At 69.5% G+C, this 19,914-nt stretch carries 17 protein-coding genes; 9 read left to right on the top strand and 8 right to left on the bottom strand.

The window, feature by feature from the left end:
* Positions 1-5: 5 nt before the first annotated feature.
* The 3 genes from mfd to CFN17_RS12905 all read left to right on the top strand — a co-directional run bounded on the left by mfd (position 6) and on the right by CFN17_RS12905 (position 5,165).
* Positions 6-3,668: a transcription-repair coupling factor gene (gene mfd, locus CFN17_RS12895; protein ID WP_208748151.1), complete on the top strand. Its 3,663-nt coding sequence runs from the start codon at positions 6-8 to the stop codon at positions 3,666-3,668.
* A 6-nt stretch (positions 3,669-3,674) separates the two neighbouring features.
* Entirely contained in the window at positions 3,675-4,502 is an 828-nt protein-coding gene (locus tag CFN17_RS12900; protein ID WP_208748153.1) for a metal-dependent hydrolase, read from the top strand.
* 153 nt (positions 4,503-4,655) lie between these two features.
* On the top strand, positions 4,656-5,165 hold the full coding sequence (locus CFN17_RS12905) for a TspO/MBR family protein (RefSeq protein WP_208748155.1): 510 nt from the start codon (positions 4,656-4,658) through the stop codon (positions 5,163-5,165).
* A 74-nt stretch (positions 5,166-5,239) separates the two neighbouring features.
* On the opposite strand, the gene CFN17_RS12910 is transcribed toward CFN17_RS12905, so the two are convergent.
* The 6 genes from CFN17_RS12910 to nirB form a co-directional block, all read right to left on the bottom strand.
* On the bottom strand, positions 5,240-5,464 hold the full coding sequence (locus CFN17_RS12910) for a hypothetical protein (protein WP_208748157.1): 225 nt from the start codon (positions 5,462-5,464) through the stop codon (positions 5,240-5,242).
* A gap of 53 nt (positions 5,465-5,517) precedes the next feature.
* Entirely contained in the window at positions 5,518-6,231 is a 714-nt protein-coding gene (gene deoC, locus CFN17_RS12915; RefSeq protein ID WP_208748159.1) for a deoxyribose-phosphate aldolase, read from the bottom strand.
* 159 nt (positions 6,232-6,390) lie between these two features.
* Positions 6,391-7,296: an FAD-dependent oxidoreductase gene (locus CFN17_RS12920; RefSeq protein ID WP_208748164.1), complete on the bottom strand. Its 906-nt coding sequence runs from the start codon at positions 7,294-7,296 to the stop codon at positions 6,391-6,393.
* Between the two features lie 256 nt (positions 7,297-7,552).
* Complete coding sequence (locus CFN17_RS12925; RefSeq protein ID WP_208748166.1) at positions 7,553-8,740, bottom strand: uroporphyrinogen-III synthase; 1,188 nt, start codon at positions 8,738-8,740, stop codon at positions 7,553-7,555.
* Between the two features lie 8 nt (positions 8,741-8,748).
* On the bottom strand, positions 8,749-9,783 hold the full coding sequence (cobA, locus tag CFN17_RS12930; protein WP_208748173.1) for a uroporphyrinogen-III C-methyltransferase: 1,035 nt from the start codon (positions 9,781-9,783) through the stop codon (positions 8,749-8,751).
* A 2-nt stretch (positions 9,784-9,785) separates the two neighbouring features.
* Positions 9,786-12,461: a nitrite reductase large subunit NirB gene (gene nirB / locus CFN17_RS12935; RefSeq protein WP_208748175.1), complete on the bottom strand. Its 2,676-nt coding sequence runs from the start codon at positions 12,459-12,461 to the stop codon at positions 9,786-9,788.
* A gap of 259 nt (positions 12,462-12,720) precedes the next feature.
* Here nirB and nirD point away from each other — a divergent pair, with 259 nt between their 5' ends.
* Entirely contained in the window at positions 12,721-13,098 is a 378-nt protein-coding gene (gene nirD / locus CFN17_RS12940) for a nitrite reductase small subunit NirD (RefSeq protein ID WP_208748177.1), read from the top strand.
* Positions 13,099-13,124: 26 nt separating this feature from the next.
* Here nirD and CFN17_RS12945 read toward each other — a convergent pair whose 3' ends face one another.
* Positions 13,125-14,864, bottom strand: a complete 1,740-nt coding sequence (locus tag CFN17_RS12945; RefSeq protein ID WP_208748179.1) for a phospho-sugar mutase — start codon at positions 14,862-14,864, stop codon at positions 13,125-13,127.
* Between the two features lie 131 nt (positions 14,865-14,995).
* On the opposite strand from CFN17_RS12945, the gene CFN17_RS12950 reads away from it, so the two are divergent.
* Entirely contained in the window at positions 14,996-15,475 is a 480-nt protein-coding gene (locus CFN17_RS12950; RefSeq protein ID WP_208748181.1) for an Rrf2 family transcriptional regulator, read from the top strand.
* 71 nt (positions 15,476-15,546) lie between these two features.
* Here the strand turns inward: CFN17_RS12950 and CFN17_RS12955 are convergent, their stop codons facing one another.
* Entirely contained in the window at positions 15,547-16,365 is an 819-nt protein-coding gene (locus CFN17_RS12955) for a purine-nucleoside phosphorylase (protein ID WP_208748183.1), read from the bottom strand.
* 96 nt (positions 16,366-16,461) lie between these two features.
* On the opposite strand from CFN17_RS12955, the gene CFN17_RS12960 reads away from it, so the two are divergent.
* The 4 genes from CFN17_RS12960 (at position 16,462) to CFN17_RS12975 (ending at position 19,906) form a co-directional block, all read left to right on the top strand.
* A complete protein-coding gene (locus CFN17_RS12960; RefSeq protein ID WP_208748184.1) occupies positions 16,462-17,877 on the top strand; it encodes an NAD(P)H-quinone dehydrogenase in 1,416 nt (471 codons plus the stop codon).
* 129 nt (positions 17,878-18,006) lie between these two features.
* Positions 18,007-18,579 (top strand): TetR/AcrR family transcriptional regulator, encoded by a 573-nt coding sequence (locus tag CFN17_RS12965; protein ID WP_208748186.1) that lies wholly within the window; start codon positions 18,007-18,009, stop codon positions 18,577-18,579.
* Entirely contained in the window at positions 18,576-19,412 is an 837-nt protein-coding gene (locus tag CFN17_RS12970; RefSeq protein ID WP_208748188.1) for an SDR family NAD(P)-dependent oxidoreductase, read from the top strand. The genes CFN17_RS12965 and CFN17_RS12970 overlap by 4 nt, the downstream gene beginning before the upstream one ends.
* The gene (locus CFN17_RS12975; protein ID WP_208748190.1) at positions 19,409-19,906 is read left to right on the top strand and encodes an SRPBCC family protein; all 498 of its coding nucleotides are present in this window, start codon (positions 19,409-19,411) and stop codon (positions 19,904-19,906) included. Before CFN17_RS12970 ends, CFN17_RS12975 begins: the two co-directional genes overlap by 4 nt.
* Positions 19,907-19,914 lie beyond the last annotated feature (8 nt).

Consider the following 19,914-nt stretch of genomic DNA (forward strand, 5'->3'; position numbering starts at 1 on the left):
CAGCCATGAGCCTCAACGGCCCGTCCCTCACCGGTCTGCGCCGCGTCCTCGCCGAGGACCGCAACTACACCCGCGTCCGGGCCGAGGCCTCCCGCGGCTTCGCCGGCCGCAGCGAGGACTACCAGATCAGCGCGCCGGCCGGCCTGCGGGCCACGCTGCTCGCGGAAGTGGCCGACGGCCTGGCGGCGCCGGCCGATGACAATGCGGCCGGCGCAGGCTCCGGCCCGGCCCCGGTGGTCCTGGCCGTCACGGCCACTGGCCGGGAAGCCGAGGACCTGGCCGAGGCGCTACGCGCCTACCTGCCGGCCGCCGCCGTCGCCGAGTTCCCCAGCTGGGAAACGCTCCCGCACGAACGGCTCTCCCCACGATCGGACACGGTGGGCCGCCGGCTGTCCGTGCTCCGCCGCCTGGCTCACCCCGACGCCGCCGGCGCCCTGCGCGTCGTCGTGGCCCCGGTCCGCGCCGTGGTCCAGCCGATCGTGGCGGGCCTGGGCGACCTCGTTCCGGTGACGTTGAAGGTCGGCCAGGACGTGCCCTTCAGCGACGTCGTGAAGAACCTCGCGGCCGCCGCCTACGCCCGGGTGGACATGGTCACGCGGCGCGGCGAATTCGCGGTCCGCGGCGGCATGCTGGACGTCTTCCCGCCCACCGAGGACCACCCGATCAGGGTTGAGTTCTTCGGCGACGAGGTCGAGCAGATGCGCTGGTTCGCCGTCGCCGACCAGCGCTCCCTCACCGCACCCGGCATCCACCATCCCACCGAGCTCCACGCCCCGCCCTGCCGCGAAATCCTCATCACGCCGTCCGTCATGTCCCGCGCGGCAACGCTGAAGGCCCAGATGTCCGCCGCAGCCGACATGCTGGAGAAGATCGCCGGCGGCATCGCTGTCGAGGGCATGGAATCGCTGGCACCGGTGCTCGTCGACGCCATGGTCCCGTTCCTGGACCAGCTCCCGTCCGGGTCCGTCGCGGTCGTGATCGAGCCCGAAAAGGTCCGCACCCGGGCCCACGACCTCGCCGCCACGAACGAGGAATTCCTCGAGGCGGCCTGGTCCACAGCCTCCGACGGCGGGACGGCGCCCCTCGACTTGAGCTCGGCCGCTTCCGAGGCCCTGCACTCGGCCAGCTTCCGGTCCCTGGCCGAAACCCGCACCACGGCCCTGGCTCACGGGGTCTCCTGGTGGTCCATCACCTCGCTGGCCTCGGACGAGGACCTGCTGCCCGACGTCGACGTGCTGAACCTGCACGCCCGCGAACCGCGCGGCTACCAGGGCGACGTGGCCGAAATGATGGACTTCATCGGCTCCCGGGTCCGGGACCAGTGGCGGATCGTGGTGGTCACTGAGGGCCCCGGGCCGGCCCAGCGGCTGGCCGAGCTGTTCCACGACAACGACATCCCGTGCGCCCGGGTGGACACGCTCGACGCCGAGCCGCAGGCCGGCCTGATCGAGGTGACCACGGCCGCCGTCGGACGCGGTTTTGTCCTGGACGGGCTCAAGCTGGCGCTGCTGACCGAGGCGGACCTGCTGGGTCGGACGTCCGCCGGGTCCACGAAGGACATGCGCCGGATGCCCTCAAAACGGCGGAACGCCGTGGACCCGCTGCAGCTTGTGGCCGGGGATTTCGTGGTCCACGAACAGCACGGGATCGGCCGGTTCGTGGAGCTGATCCAGCGCAAGGTCTCCGGCGGCGGAGACGGCGTGCGCGAATACCTGGTCCTGGAATACGCCCCGTCCAAACGCGGCGCCCCCGGCGACCGGCTCTTCGTTCCCACCGACCAGCTGGACCAGGTCACCCGCTACGTCGGCGGGGACGCCCCGGCGCTGAGCAAGATGGGCGGCGCGGACTGGGCGAGCACCAAGTCCAAGGCCCGCAAGGCCGTCAAGGAGATCGCCGGCGAACTGATCCGGCTTTACTCGGCCCGTATGGCCTCCCGAGGCCATGCGTTCGCGCCGGACACGCCGTGGCAGCGCGAACTGGAGGAAGCCTTCCCCTACGTGGAGACCCCGGACCAGCTGACAACCATCAACGAGGTCAAGGCCGACATGGAGCGCGAGATCCCGATGGACCGGCTGATCTCCGGCGACGTCGGCTACGGCAAGACCGAGATCGCCGTCCGCGCCGCATTCAAGGCCGTCCAGGACGGCAAGCAGGTGGCGGTGCTGGTGCCCACCACGCTGCTGGCCCAACAGCACTACGAGACCTTCACCGAACGGTTCTCCGGCTTCCCGCTCCGGGTCAAGCCGCTCTCGCGCTTCCAGGGCGCCAAGGAAGCCAAGGAAACCGCCGACGGGGTCAAATCCGGCGCGGTGGATGTGGTGATCGGCACGCACCGGCTGCTGTCCAAGGACTTCGCGTTCAAGGACCTGGGCCTGGTGATCGTGGATGAGGAACAGCGTTTCGGTGTCGAGCACAAAGAGGCGCTGAAGAAAATGCGGACCAACGTGGACGTCCTGGCCATGAGCGCCACCCCGATTCCCCGGACCCTGGAGATGTCCCTAACCGGCATCCGCGAAACGTCCACCCTGGCCACCCCGCCGGAGGAACGCCACCCGGTTCTGACGTACGTGGGCCCGTACACGGACAAGCAGACTTCCGCCGCCATCCGCCGCGAGCTCATGCGCGAAGGTCAGGTGTTCTTCGTCCACAACCGGGTCTCCACCATCGACAGCACCGCGGCGAAGATCCGCGAACTGGTTCCCGAGGCCCGGGTGGAAGTGGCGCACGGCAAAATGTCCGAGAGCCGGCTCGAACAGATCATCGTGGACTTCTGGGAAAAGCGCTTCGACGTCCTGGTATGCACCACCATCATCGAGACCGGGCTGGACATCTCCAACGCCAACACCCTGATCGTGGACGGGGCGGACAAATACGGGCTCTCCCAGCTGCACCAGCTGCGCGGGCGTGTGGGCCGCGGCCGGGAACGGGCCTACGCCTACTTCCTGTACCCCTCGGAGAAACCCCTGGGCGAGGTGGCGCTGGAACGGCTCAAGGCCGTCGCAACGCACAACGAACTCGGCGCCGGCATGCAGCTGGCCATGAAGGACCTAGAAATCCGCGGCGCGGGCAACCTGCTCGGCGGCGAGCAGTCCGGCCACATCCAGGGCGTCGGGTTCGACCTCTACATCCGGCTGGTGGGCGAGGCCGTGTCCGAGTACCGGGGCGAGGCCGAAGAGAAGGCCGCCGAGATGAAGATCGAACTGCCCGTCAACGCCCACCTGCCGCACGACTACGTGCCCGGCGAGCGGCTGCGCCTGGAAGCCTACCGGAAGCTGGCGTCCGCGGTGACAAACGAGGCGATCGACGAGGTCCTCGCCGAGCTCGTGGACCGCTACGGGGAGCTGCCGCTGCCGGCGAAGAACCTGATCGACGTCGCCCGCTTCCGGGTGGGCGCCCGCGAAGCCGGGCTGTCCGACGTCGCGCTGCAGGGCAACTTCATCAAGTTCTCCCCGGCGCAGCTGCCGGAGTCCAAGCTCATGCGGCTCACCAGGATGTACCCGGGCGCGCAGGCGAAGCCTGCCCTGGACGCCGTGCTCATCCCGAAGCCCAAGACCGCCAGGATCGGCGGCAGGGACCTTCAGGACGCCGAAATCCTCGAGTGGGCCAACGGCGTGATCCGCAACATCTTCTCCGACTCGCCTGCAGCGGCGACACCGGCGGTGAAATAGGCCGTGATGGGAGGACATCACGCCGCGTCCGGGGCCGCGGCGTGGGTGGCCATTGCCTCGACCGGGCCGTATGCCCTGGGCTGGTACCCGCTGGACCCCACCGGAATCGTGATCGGCGCCATGGCGACGGCGGGGACCGCGCTGGTCTGCGACTGGGACCACCGCACCAGCACAGTGGCGCATGCACTGCCGCCGCTGTCCAACCTGGTGGCCCGCGGCATTGAGAATGTCAGCGGGGGCCACCGGCAGGGCACTCACTCGGTGCTGGGTGCGGCGTTCTTCGTGCTGCTCGCCACGATCGCCGGGCAGCTGCAGCTGCAGACCCCGTGGGGGCTGCTGTCGGTGGGGGCCGGGCTGCTGTGCATGTTCATGATCAACATTGCCGCGAAAGCCCTCAAACTCTTCCGCAAGTCCGGCTGGATCAGCAACTGGGTCTTCGCGCTGGTCATGGCCGGGCTGGTGACGTGGTTTGCGCCGCACCAGTGGACCTGGCTGCCGGTCTCGATGCTCACCGGGGTGCTGGTCCACATCGTGGGCGACATGATCACCACCGGGGGAGTGCCGCTGCTGTGGCCGATCGTGATCAAGCCGCCGAAAGTCCTGCGGAAACTGCCGCTGCTGAAAAACATCTGGAAAGCCAACGGGGCGTTCTCCATCCCGCTGCTGGGCCGGGCCGGCTCGCGGCGGGAGTGGCTGGTCCTCATCCCGGTCAGCGGCTACGCGATGGTGGGGATGTTCGGCGCGGGCCTGGCCGTGGCCCAAGCGCATTTCCCGGCCGCCCTGGCGCTCGGCAACGGCCTGATCAGGAGCCTGTTCACGCTGGTGCCCGGCTAGGCTGCATGGGCGCCCGGCGCCGTTACTTTCCGGTTGTGCGGCGGTACCCTAGGCCGCATGGAGGTGCATCCTGAGCCACAGGGTCACCCAGGGTGCCACTTCTCCTGACATCAAGGATGCACGTCTGGACCGGTAGGGAACCTGGGAGTAGCAATGAAACCGATGACAGTGGTGTGGACGGCGGCTGCGACCGCCGCGACGGCGGCGGCCGGCGCAGTGGCGACGGATCCGAATGCCGGGTGGTATCGGCGGCTGCGCAAACCTGACTGGCAGCCGCCCGCCATCGCGTTTCCTGTGGTCTGGACAGCCCTTTACGCGGACATCGCCGTGAGTTCCGCCGTCGCGCTGGACACCAGCGATGCACCGGACACCCCCGCCCGCACAACCCGACGGCGGGAAATAGCCGCCTACCGGGGTGCTCTGGCGGCAAACCTCATCCTCAATGCGTCTTGGAGTTGGCTCTTCTGGCGCGGCCGCCGGCCGTGGCTGGCGGCGGCAGAGTGCGCCGTGCTGACAGCGAGCAGCGCCGACCTGGTGCGCCGGACGTACAAGCTGAACCGCAGCGCCGGCACGGCCCTTGCCCCCTACGCCGTGTGGTGCGGATTCGCCACCGCTTTGTCAGCGGCAATCGCGAAGCTCAACCCCCGGACGGCCGCCCGCTAGGTCCGGCGCCGCCGGACGTCCCTTAACTGACTGAAGCCCCGGATGGTCCGGAGCTTCAGTCAGTTAAGGAACGCTTAGTTTTCGCCGGCCGAATCCGAACGGCCCAGCACGGTCTGCGGGATCCAGAAGGCGAGGGCGAAGAGGACGAGGCAGACAGCCATCGGCCAGGGGTTGTCCAGCGTGAGGAAGGACAGCGAGTAGATCGCGCCCAGGAACAGGACGATCATCGGCACGAACAGGGCGATGCTGGAGCCGAGGCTGTTCTCGACTTGCCGGGTCTTGGTGTTGTTGCTGGACATTCGTTCCTCCTCGGCCCCGGGGGGCTCAAAACTGTGGGCGCTGCCGGCGCGGGTCAGTACGCGGACGAACCCTGTTCACCCGTGACAATCGCGATGCCGGAGCTGGCGCCAATACGTGTTGCACCTGCAGCAATCATAGCCTGTGCGTCAGCCAGGGAACGCACACCGCCGGAGGCCTTGACACCCAGGTCCGGGCCCACGGTGCGGCGCATCAGGGCGATGTCCGCGGCGGTGGCCCCGCCGCCGTTGAAACCGGTGGAGGTCTTCACGAAATCCGCCCCGGCCTCCACGGCAGCCTCGCAGGCGAGGACCTTCTGCTCATCGCTCAGCAGCGCCGTTTCGATGATGACTTTCAGGATGGCGCCGCCTTCATGGACGGGCTCCGCGACGGCTGCGATGTCATCGATCAAGGTGCCCTTGTCGTTGGCGCGGGCCGCGGCGATGTTGATGACCATGTCGACCTCTTCGGCGCCGTCCAGGACGGCGCCGCGGGCCTCGAACGCCTTGACATCGCTCGGGGTTGCGCCCAGCGGGAAGCCGACCACGGAGCAGGTCAGCACGCCGGAGCCTTTGAGGGCGGTCTTGACGGTCTTGACCCAGACCGGGTTCACGCAGACGGACTTGAAGTGGTACTCGGCCGCCTCGGCGCAGACCTTGAGGATTTCGGCTTCGCTGGCCTCCGGCTTGAGCAGCGTGTGGTCGATGTAGGAGGCAATGCCGGCTGCGGTCCCGGCAGCGGCACCTTCAGTGGCGGCTTCGTGGCTCATGGTGGTCCCTTTCCTGGCGGGCCGGGACGCGGCGGTCCTTGCCCGGGCCTTGCGGGCCTGTGGGCCCTGTCGGCGCCGCACGGTTCGCGGCTTATCAGGTGACCATCTTGCCACAGGAAAGGGCCCGGCGGACGCTGCCGCCGGGCCCGTCCGCGCTAATCAGGCGGCCTCGGCCAGGGGAGTGCCGAGGGTGGCCTGCAGCAGCTGCGAGGCGCACACCGACGCCGCGGAACCGGAGGCCACCAGCAGTCCCAGCCGGACGCCGTCGTACGCTGCCGCGTCCCCGATCGCCCAGATGCCCGGCACCGAGGTGCGGAAGTCCTGGCCGATGACGATGCCGCCGCCGGGCGCCGTGGCGAGCCCGGCCGTGGCGGCGAGTTCGTCACGGGCGATCCGGTCCTCGGCAAGGATCACGAGGTCACCGGTCATGCTGGAGCCGTCCTCGAAGACAATGCCGGAGGCCGGCAGGACCGACCCGGCGAGGGTGGGAACAACCGCGGCGGGCCGCACGGTGGTGCGGACCGGGCGGACGCCGCGGGCCCGGAGGACGGCCTCGGCCTGCCCGGCGGCGGAACCGGTGCCGACCAGGATGCCCAGGGGGCGCCGGCCCAGGACCCGGGTGACGTCTTTGACGGCCTCACCCAGCCGGGCGGCGTCGTCGATCGTGGAGTAGCTCAGGCACCGTCCGGCGCCTTCCACCGGGGTCTCGGCCGGGGCGGAGCCGGTGGCGATGACGAGCTCGTCGTAGCTGAATTCCATGCCGTCGGCGGTGGTCACGCGGCGGTTCCCGGCGTCGATGTAGCTGGCCGGCTGGCCGAAACGGACGGACACCTGGGGCAGGACAGCGAGCTCCAGCAGTTCCTCAGGCGCATCGTCACGGTTGCTGAGTACCGTGATCGTGCCGGCGAACGGGGTCCGGGTGAGCTGGCGGACCAGGGCCTGGGCGGCCGGGCCGGCGCCGGCGATGACGATCCTGGGCCGCGCGGCCGGAGCGTGTGCGGTGGTGGTCGCGGCGGCCGCCGGGGAGGAGGTGAAGGAGGTGGGGGACAATGCCGGTGCGGACATGTGCAGGCCCTTTCGCTGGGTGGCCGTGATGTGGCCGGTGTGCTTGATGAACCCCAGCGTAGGCGCCCGATTTTTCCGGGGTGTTTCCCGGGTGTTGCCGCCCCTGGCCTGCCTGTTCGCCAGTATTTACCGGCCGGTAATGCCGTGCGTCACACCTTCGCGGCGGGCGGGAACGGCGGGCGTGAACAAAGCAACGCGGGGTCACTTAGCGTCCATAAATCACGGTGGGATGGGCGCTAGGTGACCCCGCGTTGCGTTAGACCCGGATCCGGTAGCCGCGCTTGACCACGGTTTCGACCAGCCGGGTGTCCGGCAGCGCGGAACGGAGCCGGCTGACGGTCATGTCCAGGGCATGCACGGAGCCGCGCAGTTCCAGCAGCTCGGACAGCGCCTCGCGGGAGAGCACCGCCCCGCCGGCGCCGATCAGTGCGCGCAGCAGCAACAGCGGCGCCGGTGCCATCTCGACGGGTTCGCCGTTGATCCGCAGCGACCGGCCGCGCAGTTCGACGCTGCCGGAGATGGTGTCCAGCCGGCGCACGTGGTTCAGGGCCAGATGCTCGCAGACCAGCCGGATCAGCGCGCCCATCCGGAACCGTTCCGGGATCAGCGGGTGCAGTCCGGCGTCCAGCAGCGGCTGCGCGGTGATGGGCCCGACGACGGCGGTTGCCACGGTGGTCTTCAGGCTCTCCACGAGCTGCTTGTAGACGCCCATCTCGTGGGCCGTGCTCCACATCGCGTCCACGGCGGGGGCGCTGGTGAAGGTCAGGACGTCCAGGTTGCCGCTGCAGGCGGCCTCGATGAGCTTGGGCAGCCGGTCGGCGCCGTCCGGTTTGACCCAGCGGTATGGGGTGACCGTGAGGACCGTGGCGCCGGACATGCGCAGGCGCTCCAGCTGCCGGACATCGGTGTAGCCGTGCAGCTGCACGGCGACCGTCTTGCCGCGCACGCCCTCGGCAAGGAGCATGTCCACCAGGGTGGAGGTGGTTTCGTCGCTGCTGATCCCGACGTCGGCGAGCCCGGCCGCACGCACGGCGCCGCGTGCTTTGGGGCCGCGGACGAACATGCGCGTCGCGGAGAGGGTCTCCAGCAGCTGCTCGCCGATGCCGAACGTGTCCGCCGCCTCGCACCAGCGGCGCATGCCGTACGCGGTGGTGGCGATGCAGAGGTCCGGCTTGGCGGCGATGATGGCGCGCGTGTCATCGATCAGGCTCTGGTCCTCTCGGACCGGGGCGATCTTCAGCGCCGGGGCGTGAAGCACCTCCGCACCGCGGCGCTCCAGGGCCTCGATGAGGTCCTGGGAGCGGCGGTGCGAGGTGACGCCGATCCGGAAGCCGTCCAGGGGCAGGTCCTTCTCGGCCCCGTCGTCGGCGGGCTCCGGCGCGCCTGAAGTTACGGGGGTGCCGGGCTCCGGGAAGGCGGCGGCGATGGCATTGAGTGCGCTCATGAGAATCCCTATGCTTCCAGCAGTGATGCGGCCAGCCGGTCGAGTTCGGCCGTGGCCTCGGCGCAGCCCCGGTTGGCTTCGGCTATCCGGACGACTTCGCCGATCACCAGGACCGCCGGGTTGCTGCAGCCGGCTGCTGCGGAGGTGATGGTGCCCAGCTCGGCGATTGTGGTGCGCTGGCCGGGGCGGTAGCCGCGCTCCACCACGGCCATCGGCATGTCGGTGCGCATCCCGGCCCGGCGGAGCCCGGCGGCCAGGTGGTGCAGGGTGCCGATGCCCATCAGGACAACAATGGTACCGCCGAGCCCGGCCAGGTGCTTCAGTTCGTTCTCGCTCAGCGGCGCATGGCCGGACACCACGGTGAACATGTGGCTGACCTCGCGGTGGGTGACGGGGATCCCGGCGGCGGCCGGCACCGAGATGGCGCTCGTCACTCCGGACACCACGCGCACCGGGACCCCGGCGGCGACGCAGGACGCGACTTCCTCGCCGCCGCGGCCGAAGACGTACGGGTCACCGCCCTTGAGCCGGACCACGTTGTTGCCCGCCAGCGCGCTTTCCACCATGAGCTTTTCGATGTCGGCCTGGCTGACCTTGTGGTGGCCCGGCTTCTTGCCCACGTCCACCAGCTCCGCCGACGTCAGGGACGGCAGCTCCTGGTAGGGGGCCAGCCGGTCGTAGAAGACGACGTCGGCGTCCCGCAGTGCGTTGACGGCGGCCACGGTCAGCAGCTCCGTGGTGCCGGGGCCGCCGCCCACCAGGGTGACGTGACCGGCCGGTCCCGCGGCGGGCTCCGCCGAGACCGGGATGCCGGCCGCGCGGCAGCGTTCCAGCAGAGCGTCCCACCCGGGCTGGCCGTCGTCGACGGCGGCGACCAGGAACGGCCGCTCCGGCAGGTCCCCGTCGAGTCCGGCGCCCTGCGGAGTGCTGAGGCGGTACACGACCGCGCCGGCGGCCTCGTAGCGGCGCACGGCCTGGCGGGCGGCGGTTTCGGAACCGGTGACGAGGACATCCCGGCCGGTGAGATCGATGCTGAGCTGCATGGTTAGACACCACTTTCGATGGCTTCGCCGGTGGAGAGTCCGGCGGCCCGGACAGGGATGGTCGTGGCGATCAGCGTGGCGCCCTTTTCCTCGGCCGTGGCCGGGCGCATCTGGCCGCGCTCGTCCGGGACGAAGGTGATGGAGTCGTCCTTCTGGTCCGGGGCGTTGACGAAGGAGCGGAACCGGCGCAGGCGCTCGGGGTCCTTGAGGGTGTCGGCCCACTCGTCGATGTAGGTGTCGACATGCTTGGCCATGGCGGCCTCGAGTTCCTCGGCGATGCCCAGGGTGTCCTTGACGACGACGTCCTCGACGTGCTTGATGCCGCCGTCGAGCTCCTCCTGCCAGCGTGCGGTGCGCTGGAGGCGGTCGGCGGTGCGGATGTAGTACATGAAGTAGCGGTCGATGTACTTGATCAGCGTCTCGTCGTCGAGGTCCTTGGCGAGCAGTTGGGCGTGGGCCGGGGTGGCGCCGCCGTTACCGCCGACGTACAGGTTCCAGCCGTCCGCGGTGGCGATCACGCCGACGTCCTTGCCGCGGGCCTCGGCGCATTCGCGGGCGCAGCCGGAGACGCCCATCTTGAGTTTGTGCGGGCTGCGGAGGCCGCGGTAGCGCAGTTCGAGCGCGATGGCCATGGCGACCGAGTCCTGGACGCCGAAGCGGCACCAGGTGGAGCCGACACAGGACTTCACGGTGCGCAGGCTCTTGCCGTAGGCCTGGCCGGATTCGAAGCCGGCGTCCACCAGTTCCTTCCAGATTTCCGGGAGCTGCTCCAGCCGGGCGCCGAACATGTCGATGCGCTGGCCGCCGGTGATCTTGGTGTAGAGGCCGTATTTCTCGGCCACGGCGGCGATCACGCCGAGCTTCTTCGGGGTGATCTCGCCGCCGGCGATGCGGGGGACCACCGAATAGGTACCGTCCTTCTGCATGTTGGCCAGGGCGCGGTCGTTGGTGTCCTGCAGCGTGCCGCGGCCGGCGTCGAGGACGTAGGCGCTGTTCTGGCTGGCGAGGATGTTGGCGATGGTCGGCTTGCAGATGTCGCAACCCGCGCCGGTGCCGTACTTGGCCATGATCTCTTCGAACGAGGTCAGTTCCAGGACCCGGATCGCGTCGAAGAGTTCCTGCCGGGACAGTTCGATGTGTTCGCAGAGGGCCTTGGAGACCTCGACGCCGGACTTGGTCAGCTCGGTTTCCAGCAGCTTCTTGAGCATCGGCACGCACGAGCCGCACTGGGTGCCGGCGCGGGTGCAGCCCTTGAGCTCGCCGAGTTCCTGGACGGGGGCGTTGCGCTCGCAGGCGCCGCAGCCGTTGATGGCGTCGCGGATGGTCCCGGCCGTCACGTTGTTGCAGGAGCACAGGGTGGCGTCGTCCGGGAGTTCCGTTTCCGGGGCGTCCCCGCCGCCGGCGGCGGTGAGGTAGGCGCCCGGTTCGGCGGCGAGCTCGCGGCCCAGCATGGGGCGCAGGGACGTGTAGGGGGCGGCGTCGCCGACGAAGATGCCGCCGAGGAGGGTCTTCGCGTCGTCGGTGGTGACGATCTTCTGGTAGACGCCGCGGGCGGGGTCGGCGTAGACGATTTCCAGGGAGTGCTCGGTCCGGGCGAACGCGTCGCCGAAGCTGGCCACGTCCACGCCGGAAAGCTTGAGTTTGGTGGCGGTGTCGAACCCGGGGAACGTCGCCTCGCCGCCGTGCAGCCGGTCGGCGACGATTTCGGCCATGGTGTTGGCCGGGGCCACGAGGCCCAGGCACATGCCGCCGAAGTTCGCGACCTCGCCGATCGCCCAGATGCCGGGGATCTCCGTTTCGCAGCTGTCGGAAATGACGACGCCGCCGCGCGGGCCCAGCTCAAAGAGCTGCTTGGCGCCCTCAGGGGCCCGGAAGAGCTCGTCGCGGGGTTTGACGCCGATGGCGACGATCACGATGTCGGCGTCGATGATCCGGCCGTCGGCCATGAGGACGCCGGTGACCTGGCCGTCGTCGTCGGAAAGGACCTCGGAGGGGAACACGCCGCCGTGGACGGTGAAGCCCTTTGCCTCGATCAGGCGGCCGAGGGCCTGGCCGGCGCCCTCGTCCAGCTGGGTGTTCATGAGCCACGGCGAACCGTTGATGACCACGGGAACAGCGCCGAGCTGCTCGGTGCCTGCGGCGGATTCCAGGCCCAGGAGGCCGCCGCCGATCGTTACGGCGATGACCTTGCGGCCCAGCTTCCTGGTGAGGTCCGCGATGGCCTTATTAATGGACCGGACGTCCTCAAGGGTGCGGTAGACATGGGTGAGTTCGGCGCCGGGGATGGGCAGCCGGGCCGCGTCGGAGCCCGTGGCGACGACGAGCTCGTCGAAGGGGTAGACGGTTCCTGCGGCGGTGGTGACGGTCTTGCCGGCGGCATCGATGCTGGTGACGCGCTCGCCGGTCTTGAGCTCCAGGGCGCCGTGGTCCCACATGGACGCCTCGCCCAGGGTGAGGTCGACGTCGGCGTCGGTGAGCGCCTTGCTCAGCGCGACGCGGTCGTAGGGGAGGTGGGCTTCCTCGGTGAGGACGGTGACGTGCCAGCCGTCGAGGCCGCGGGCGTGCATGGCATCGGCGAAACGATGGGCTGCAGGGCCGCCGCCGGCGACGACGACGCGTCGCGGGGTGGCGGCGCTGGCTGCGCCAAGGTTCTGGTGGCTTGAAGTCTGTCCGGTCACGGTGGGCCTTTCGCATGGGCCGCAGACGGTGCTCTGCAGCTTGTCCATCCAGACTAGGGAGAGGGAATTTCGCTTCAGTTTCCCGTTTGTTTCGTGATCTTAACTTCTGCATCACGAATGCATTTCCGGCCGCGTGAGCTCTCTTTTACGTCCCCGACACATTGACTGCACCCGCTTGTTACACCCCGGCCCTAGCTTGGAGATGTGGCCGCACAGGCGGTCCTGCCCGGAATGAACGGGCATGTTGAGAGGGGCCGAAATGACCGCAGTACTTGAAGTTGAGGAACGCGCGTTCCAGGAAGATGGCGACACCGCTGCCGGCTGGCACGGCGTGTGCGCCGTGGCGGACCTGGAACCCGGCTGGGGCGAGGCCGCACTGATTTCCGGCCGCCAGGTCGCCCTGTTCCGCACCGTGGCCGGTGAGGTTTTCGCCGTCGCCCAGGAAGATCCGGCCACCGGCGCCCACGTCATGGCGCGGGGCATCACAGGATCCCGCGGTGCGCGCCCCACCATCGCCTCGCCGCTGCACAAGGAGGTCTATGACCTCGCCACGGGCGAATGCCTCACCGCCCCCGACCTCCGGATCGCCACATTCGCCACCAGGGTCGTGGACGGCCGCATCGAGGTGCGGCTCTAAGGCGCCCCACCCGCGAGACGCCTCCGCTAGAGGCCCAGGGCTTCGCGGACGTCGGCGAGCACGCTGTCCAGCGCGGCGCGGGCCTCGGCCCGGGCCGCCGGCAGTTCGGCCGCCGAGCCGGCGCTGCGGATGACTTCGAGGTAGCACTTGAGTTTCGGTTCCGTGCCGCTGGGCCGGATGATGACGCGGGTGAGATCCTTCGTCAGGTACAGCAGGCCCTCGGTAGGCGGCAGCTGCTCGCTGCCCGCGGCCAGGTCCGTGACGGTCTCGACGCCGGAGCCGCCGAAGGACTCGGGCGGGCTCACCCGCAGCCGGTTCATCATGGCATCCAGCAGGCCGAGATCGGCCACCCGGATGCTGAGCTGGTCGCTCGTGTGCAGTCCGTGCACCAGGTAGAGCTCGTCCAGGGTGTCAAAGATCGTCTTGCCCTCGGCCTTGGCCGCGGCGGCGAGTTCGGCGATCAGGACCGCGGCCGAAATGCCGTCCTTGTCGCGCACCAGGGACGGGGCAACGCAGTAGCCCAGCGCCTCCTCGTAGCCGTAGACCAGCCCCGGAACACGGGCGATCCACTTGAACCCGGTCAACGTTTCCTCATGGGCGTAGCCTGCCGCGGCGGCAATCCTCGCCAGCAGCCGCGAGGACACGATCGAATTGGCGAACACTCCCGCCGGCGGCTCGCCGGCGGCGGCCAGCCGCGCCACGACATGGGCGCCCAGCAGGGCGCCGACCTCATCGCCGCGCAGCATGCGCCACGCGCCGGTGGCAGGGTCCTTCGCCGCCACCGCTGCCCGGTCGGCGTCGGGGTCGTTGGCGATCACGAGGTCCGCGTCCTCGCGTGCCGCCGTCTCGAGGGCAAGGTCCAGGGCGCCGGGCTCTTCCGGGTTGGGGAAATTCACGGTGGGGAAGTCCGGGTCCGGCTGTGCCTGTTCGGCGACCAGCATGACGTCGGTGAACCCGGCGGCGTTCAGCACGGCCGCCGCCGTGTCCCCGCCCACGCCGTGCATGGGCGTCAGGACGATCTTCAGCCCGCGGGCCGGGAAGCGCCCGGGCGCCGCGAGGGCGGCGACGGCGGCCTCGTAGTCGGCGGCGATGGAGGGATCCAGCACGGTCCAGCCGTCCGTGGCCAGGGCCACGGTGTCCAGGGCGCCGACGGCGTCGATCTCCGCCGCGATCAGGGCGTCGTAGGGCGCCACGATCTGGGCGCCGCGGCCGCTTTCCTCGACGGCATGCCGGCCCAGGTACACCTTGTAGCCGTTGTCCTGCGGCGGGTTGTGGCTGGCGGTGACCATCACGCCGCCGTCGCAGTCCAGGGCGCGCACCGCGTAGGCGAGCAGCGGCGTGGGCAGGGCGGCCGGCATCAGGAACGTCTCGACGCCGGCGGCGGTGAGGATCGCGGCGGTTTCCGCGGCGAAAATGTCGGAGTTGTGGCGGGCATCGAAGCCGACGACGGCGCGCGGCCGGGTGCCGGGGGAGGCCTGCCCGACGGCGCCGGTGAGGAAGGCGGTAAAACCGGCTGCGGCGCGGCGCACCACCACGCGGTTCATGCGGTTCGGGCCCGGGCCGAGGGCCGCACGCAGCCCGGCGGTGCCGAACTGCAGGGTGCCGCTGAAGCTGTCGGCCAGCTCCTGCCGGGCCGCCGCGACGCCGTCATCGGTGAGGCGGATCAACTCGGACAGGGCGGCGGCAGTGGCAGGGTCCGGGTCCTGGTCTGCCCAGTCGCGGGCGTCGCTCAGGAGTCGGGCGAGGTCGGCATCAGAAGACGTCATAGGAACCAAACTATCGCCAATCGGGCGCGATCCCGCCCCTGACAACCGGGAGCCGGGGTTTCAGTTGCATCACGCCCGCCCACGGCCGGGGCCCTTGACACCTAAATTTCCGGACACGTAGCGTCTGGAATATGAAGATGGGCCGAGGGGTCGAATGGGCCGTGCACAGCTGCGTCAACATGGCCTGGACACCCCCGGGCGAGCCGGTGAACAGCGCCCGGCTCGCGGAGTACTACCGGCTTCCCGCCGCCTATTTGAACAAGCAGTTCCAGTCTTTGGTCCGGGCCGGGGTCCTGGACTCCGTCTCGGGTCCCCGCGGCGGCTTCCTGTTGGCGCGCAGGCCGGAGAACATCTCCGTGCTGGACATCGTCCTGGCCCTGGAGGGGGCCGAGCCGGCCTTCCGGTGTGAGGCGATCCTGGGGAATGTCCCGGAGCCGGCCCGGGAGGGGGACTTCACCCGGTCATGCCTTATTTCGCAGACGATGCGCCAGGCGGAGCTCGCGTGGCGGCAGGCGCTGGCGCGGCAGAGCATCGCCGGGATCGCCGACTCCATGGAGCGGCGGTTCCCGGCGGACAAGGCGAAGGTCTTGGACTACCTGGCGGCGGAGTAGCCGCGGAAGCAGTCCAGGACCCGGTATCAGCCCAGGTCCCGGGATCAATCCAGGACGACCACGGGCCGTGGTCAGAGTTTGGCGATGATCTCCGCGAGGAGCTTGGAAATGCGCGGCCCGGCGGCCTCGCCGGCCTCCAGGACTTCCTCGTGGCTCAGCGGCACGGGGCTGATCCCGGCCGCGAGGTTGGTCACGAGCGAGACCCCGAAGACCTCCATGCCGGCGTGCCGGCCGGCAATGGCCTCAAGCGCGGTGGACATGCCCACCAGTGACGCGCCGATCCGCTTGGCGTACTGCACTTCGGCGGGTGTCTCGTAGTGCGGGCCGGTGAACTGGGCGTACACGCCTTCCTGGAGTGAGGGGTCCACCTCGCGGGCCAGGCCGCGGATGCGGGCGGAGTACAGGTCCGTCAGGTCCACGAACGTGGCGCCCTCCAGGGGCGACGTGGCGGTGAGGTTGATGTGGTCGCTGATCAGCACCGGGGTGCCCGGGGCCCAGTCCTCGTTGAGGCCGCCGCAGCCGTTGGTCAGCACCAGCGTCTTGCAGCCGGCGGCCGCGGCGGTGCGGACACCGTGCACGACGGCCCGGACGCCCTTGCCCTCGTAGTAGTGCGTGCGGGCACCCAGGACCAGGGCTCGCTTGCCTTCTTTGGTCAGGACGGAGCGGATGGTGCCCACGTGCCCCACTACAGACGGTGCGGAGAAGCCGGGGATTTCGGCGGCCGACAGGGTGGCGGTGGTCTCGCCGATCAGCTCGGCGGCGTCGCCCCAGCCCGAGCCGAGGACCAGGGCGACGTCGTGGGTGTCGACTCCCGTCTCTTCGGCGATGTAGTCAGCGGCGGCGCGGGCGGCGTCGAAGGGGTCCTTGTTGAGGAATTCTGTTGTGCTCACCGGTACAAGCTACCGTGCGCCCCGCCTGCTGCCCAGCACCGCGCCGCGGCCCCGATTCTTGGTGGCTCCGGTTCGGATGGTGGACAATGGTGGATTGTGACTACGCATCCTGACTTCAGCTCACCCCGCATCGCAATTCTCGGCGGAGGGCCGGGCGGCTACGAAGCCGCCATGGTCGCCGCCTCGCTGGGGGCGCAGGTCACCATCATCGAACGTGCCGGACTCGGCGGATCCGCGGTGCTGACCGACGTCGTGCCGTCCAAGACCCTGATCGCGACGGCGGACCTGATGACCCGCGTGGGTGAGGCGGGGGAGCTGGGGGTCAAGTTCGACGTCGACGGCGGCGACTTTGCCCCTGCGATGCGCGCGGACCTCAAGCACATCAACGACCGCCTGCTGCGCCTGGCGCGGAAGCAGTCGGAGGACATCCAGTCCGGGCTGGAGCACCAGAACGTCCGCATCCTGATTGGCTCAGGCCGGCTGCTGGACAACCACACCATCGAGGTTCTGACCGCCGACGGCACCGAGACCGTGGAGGCCGACACCATCCTGGTCGCGGTCGGAGCCCACCCGCGCGAGCTGCCCACCGCACGTCCGGACGGTGAACGCATCCTGAACTGGGCGCAGATCTACAACATGGACGAGCTCCCCGAAGAGCTGATCGTGGTCGGCTCCGGCGTCACGGGCGCGGAATTCGCCTCGGCCTATAACGGCCTGGGGTCCAAGGTTACCCTGATTTCCAGCCGCGACCGGGTGCTCCCGGGCTCGGATACCGACGCTGCCGAGGTCCTTGAGGGCGTCTTCGAACGTCGCGGCCTGACGGTGCTCTCCCGTGCCCGCGCCGAGACCGTGGAGCGGACGGCCGACGGCGTTGTGGTCACCCTCGGCGACGGCTCGACCGTGACCGGCAGCCACTGCCTGGTCTGCGTCGGCTCCATCCCCAACACTGCCGGGATCGGCCTGGAGGAGGCCGGCGTCGCGCTCACCGAGAGCGGCCACATCAAGGTCGACGGCGTCTCCCGCACCACCGCGCCGAACATCTACGCCGCGGGCGACTGCACCGGAGTCCTCGCCCTGGCCTCCGTGGCCGCGATGCAGGGCCGGATCGCCGTGGCGCACTTCCTGGGCGACGCCGTCATGCCGATCAAGCTGCACCAGGTCGCGTCCAACATCTTCACCTCGCCCGAGATCGCCTCCGTGGGTGTGTCCGAGGCCGAGATCGAGTCCGGTAAGTACCAGGCGGACATCATTAAGCTGTCGCTGCGCAGCAACGCCCGGGCCAAGATGCGCAACCACCGCGACGGCTTCGTCAAGATCTTCGCCCGCAAGGGCTCCGGCACCGTGATCGGCGGCATCGTGGTGGGCCCGAACGCCTCTGAACTCATCTTCGCGGTCTCCATCGCTGTGACCCAGAAGCTGCACGTCGACGACGTCGCCAGCACCTTCACCGTGTACCCGTCGCTGAGCGGCTCCATTTCCGAAGCCGCCCGCCGGCTTCACGTGCACATGTAGGAACGCGGCACGTAGCAGAGAATCAGAAGGAACCGGCCTCTTCAGGAGGCCGGTTCCTTCGCCTTAACCGGGGCGGCCGCGACATCGAGCCGCATTTACAATCTGACATTATTTGCATATATTGTCAGAGTGAGCGATCGTTCAAACGAAATCATCGACGCCGCTTATGTGTGCTTCACCCGCCACGGGACGCGCCGGACGACGATGCACGACCTGGCGGACCAGGCCGGCATTTCCCGGCCGGCGCTGTACCAGTACTTCCGCAGCAAGGATGACGTCTTCCGCTCGCTGGTGGCCCGTCTGCTGGACGGTGCGCTTTCCGCCTCCCAGCGGGCAGCGGAGACTGAGGGGCGGCCCGAGGACCGTCTGGCCGGAATTCTGTTGGCGAAGCTCGATCTCGTGATGCAGATCTGGCGTGACAGCCCGGCGCACGCGGCCGAGCTCCTCAGTGTCGACACCCGGGTCTCAGCCGAGGTGCTCGGGCGTTACGAGGAGTCCATGCACGGCCTGCTCGCCCGGACGCTCCAGGAGGTTTACCCGGCGGCCGACGCCCGGGAAGCGGCCGAGATCCTCCTGGCCTTCACCCGGGGCCTGGAGGCGGGAGTCGCCGACCCCGACGCCCTGCCCGACCGCCTGCGCCGGGGCGTCAGCATTTTCGTCGCCGGCTTCAACACCCTTACTTTCGCAAAGGAACAACCATGACCACCGCTGTACTGATTACCGGCGCGTCTTCCGGTATTGGCCGCGCGAGCGCCGAACGGCTGCTCGCCCGGCCCGGGTTCACCGTCTACGCCACGGCGCGCAATCCGTCGGCGATTGCCGATCTTGAGGCGGCCGGGGCCAGGGTCCTGGCGCTCGACGTCACGGACGCGGCGTCCATGGCCGCCGGCGTGCGGACCGTGGAGGAACAGCACGGCAGCGTCGGCGCCCTCATCAACAACGCCGGCTACGGCGAGTACGGGACCATCGAGGAGGCAGACCTGGACGCGGTCCGGCAGCAGTTCGAGACCAACGTCTTTGGCTTTTCCCGCATGATCCAACTGGTCCTGCCGGGGATGCGGGCGGCCGGCGCCGGCCGGATCATCAACATCGGCTCCATGGGTGGCAGGGTCACCTTCCCCGTCGGCGGCTACTATCACGCCACCAAGTACGCCGTGGAGGCCATCACGGACGCGCTCCGCTTCGAGGCCGCGCCGTTCGGCATCCGGACCTCGTTGATCGCTCCGGGCCTGATCCGCACGGGCTTTGGCGCCACCGCCTCACGGACCCTGGCCGCCTCCGGGGATGCGGCAGGCCCGTATGCGGCCCTGAGGGCCGCCGCGGACGAGCAGATGGCCACTTCCTATGCTTCGCCGGTTCTCGCCGCCGAACCCGACGCCGTCGCGAGCGCGGTCGAGCACGCCGTGACGTCGCGGCGACCCCGGCCCCGATACACCGTCACCCCGGCCGCAAAAGCCATTGTCCAGTCCCGCCGATTCCTGGGGTCAGGCCTCTTCGACGCCTACCTCCGCCTGCAGTTCAGGAGCAGCAAATGAACCCCACCGCCGACTGGCCCGCGGGCTTCGAACCCGCCACGACGCGGGTCTACGCCTACAACCAGATCCACACCCGGCTCACCCCGGAGCAGCTCTGGCCGGTGCTCATCGACGCAACCCGGTGGCCCGCCTGGTACCGCAACGCCAAGGACGTGGTGATCGACGGCGGCACGGCGGAACTGGGTGCCGCCTCCCGGTTCACCTGGACCACGTTCGGCCTCCGGGTCGCCAGCACGGTGCGCGAATTCGAACCCTGCACCCGGCTGGGCTGGGAGGGCGCCGGCCGCGGGTCCACCGGCTACCACCGATGGGACCTGCAGCGCACGGACAACGGCGGCACGCTGATCGTGACCGAGGAAGTCCAGGGCGGAATCTTCGCCACGCTGCTGGGCCCGGTGGTCAAGCGCAGCATCGAAAAGCAGCACCAGCACTGGCTGGAGAAGCTGCTGGAAACCGCGGCAGCGCGGGCGGACGCGGCAGGGACGGGGGCCTGAAAAGGGGC

Source organism: Arthrobacter sp. PM3 (genome assembly GCF_003352915.1).
GTDB lineage: Bacteria > Actinomycetota > Actinomycetes > Actinomycetales > Micrococcaceae > Arthrobacter.

Coding starts and splice junctions, on each gene's coding strand:
- mfd (WP_208748151.1), top strand. CDS start 6: ATGAGCCTCAACGGCCCGTCCCTCACCGGTCTGCGCCGCGTCCTCGCC.
- CFN17_RS12900 (WP_208748153.1), top strand. CDS start 3,675: ATGGGAGGACATCACGCCGCGTCCGGGGCCGCGGCGTGGGTGGCCATT.
- CFN17_RS12905 (WP_208748155.1), top strand. CDS start 4,656: ATGAAACCGATGACAGTGGTGTGGACGGCGGCTGCGACCGCCGCGACG.
- CFN17_RS12910 (WP_208748157.1), bottom strand. CDS start 5,464: ATGTCCAGCAACAACACCAAGACCCGGCAAGTCGAGAACAGCCTCGGC.
- deoC (WP_208748159.1), bottom strand. CDS start 6,231: ATGAGCCACGAAGCCGCCACTGAAGGTGCCGCTGCCGGGACCGCAGCC.
- CFN17_RS12920 (WP_208748164.1), bottom strand. CDS start 7,296: ATGTCCGCACCGGCATTGTCCCCCACCTCCTTCACCTCCTCCCCGGCG.
- CFN17_RS12925 (WP_208748166.1), bottom strand. CDS start 8,740: ATGAGCGCACTCAATGCCATCGCCGCCGCCTTCCCGGAGCCCGGCACC.
- cobA (WP_208748173.1), bottom strand. CDS start 9,783: ATGCAGCTCAGCATCGATCTCACCGGCCGGGATGTCCTCGTCACCGGT.
- nirD (WP_208748177.1), top strand. CDS start 12,721: ATGACCGCAGTACTTGAAGTTGAGGAACGCGCGTTCCAGGAAGATGGC.
- CFN17_RS12945 (WP_208748179.1), bottom strand. CDS start 14,864: ATGACGTCTTCTGATGCCGACCTCGCCCGACTCCTGAGCGACGCCCGC.
- CFN17_RS12950 (WP_208748181.1), top strand. CDS start 14,996: ATGAAGATGGGCCGAGGGGTCGAATGGGCCGTGCACAGCTGCGTCAAC.
- CFN17_RS12970 (WP_208748188.1), top strand. CDS start 18,576: ATGACCACCGCTGTACTGATTACCGGCGCGTCTTCCGGTATTGGCCGC.
- CFN17_RS12975 (WP_208748190.1), top strand. CDS start 19,409: ATGAACCCCACCGCCGACTGGCCCGCGGGCTTCGAACCCGCCACGACG.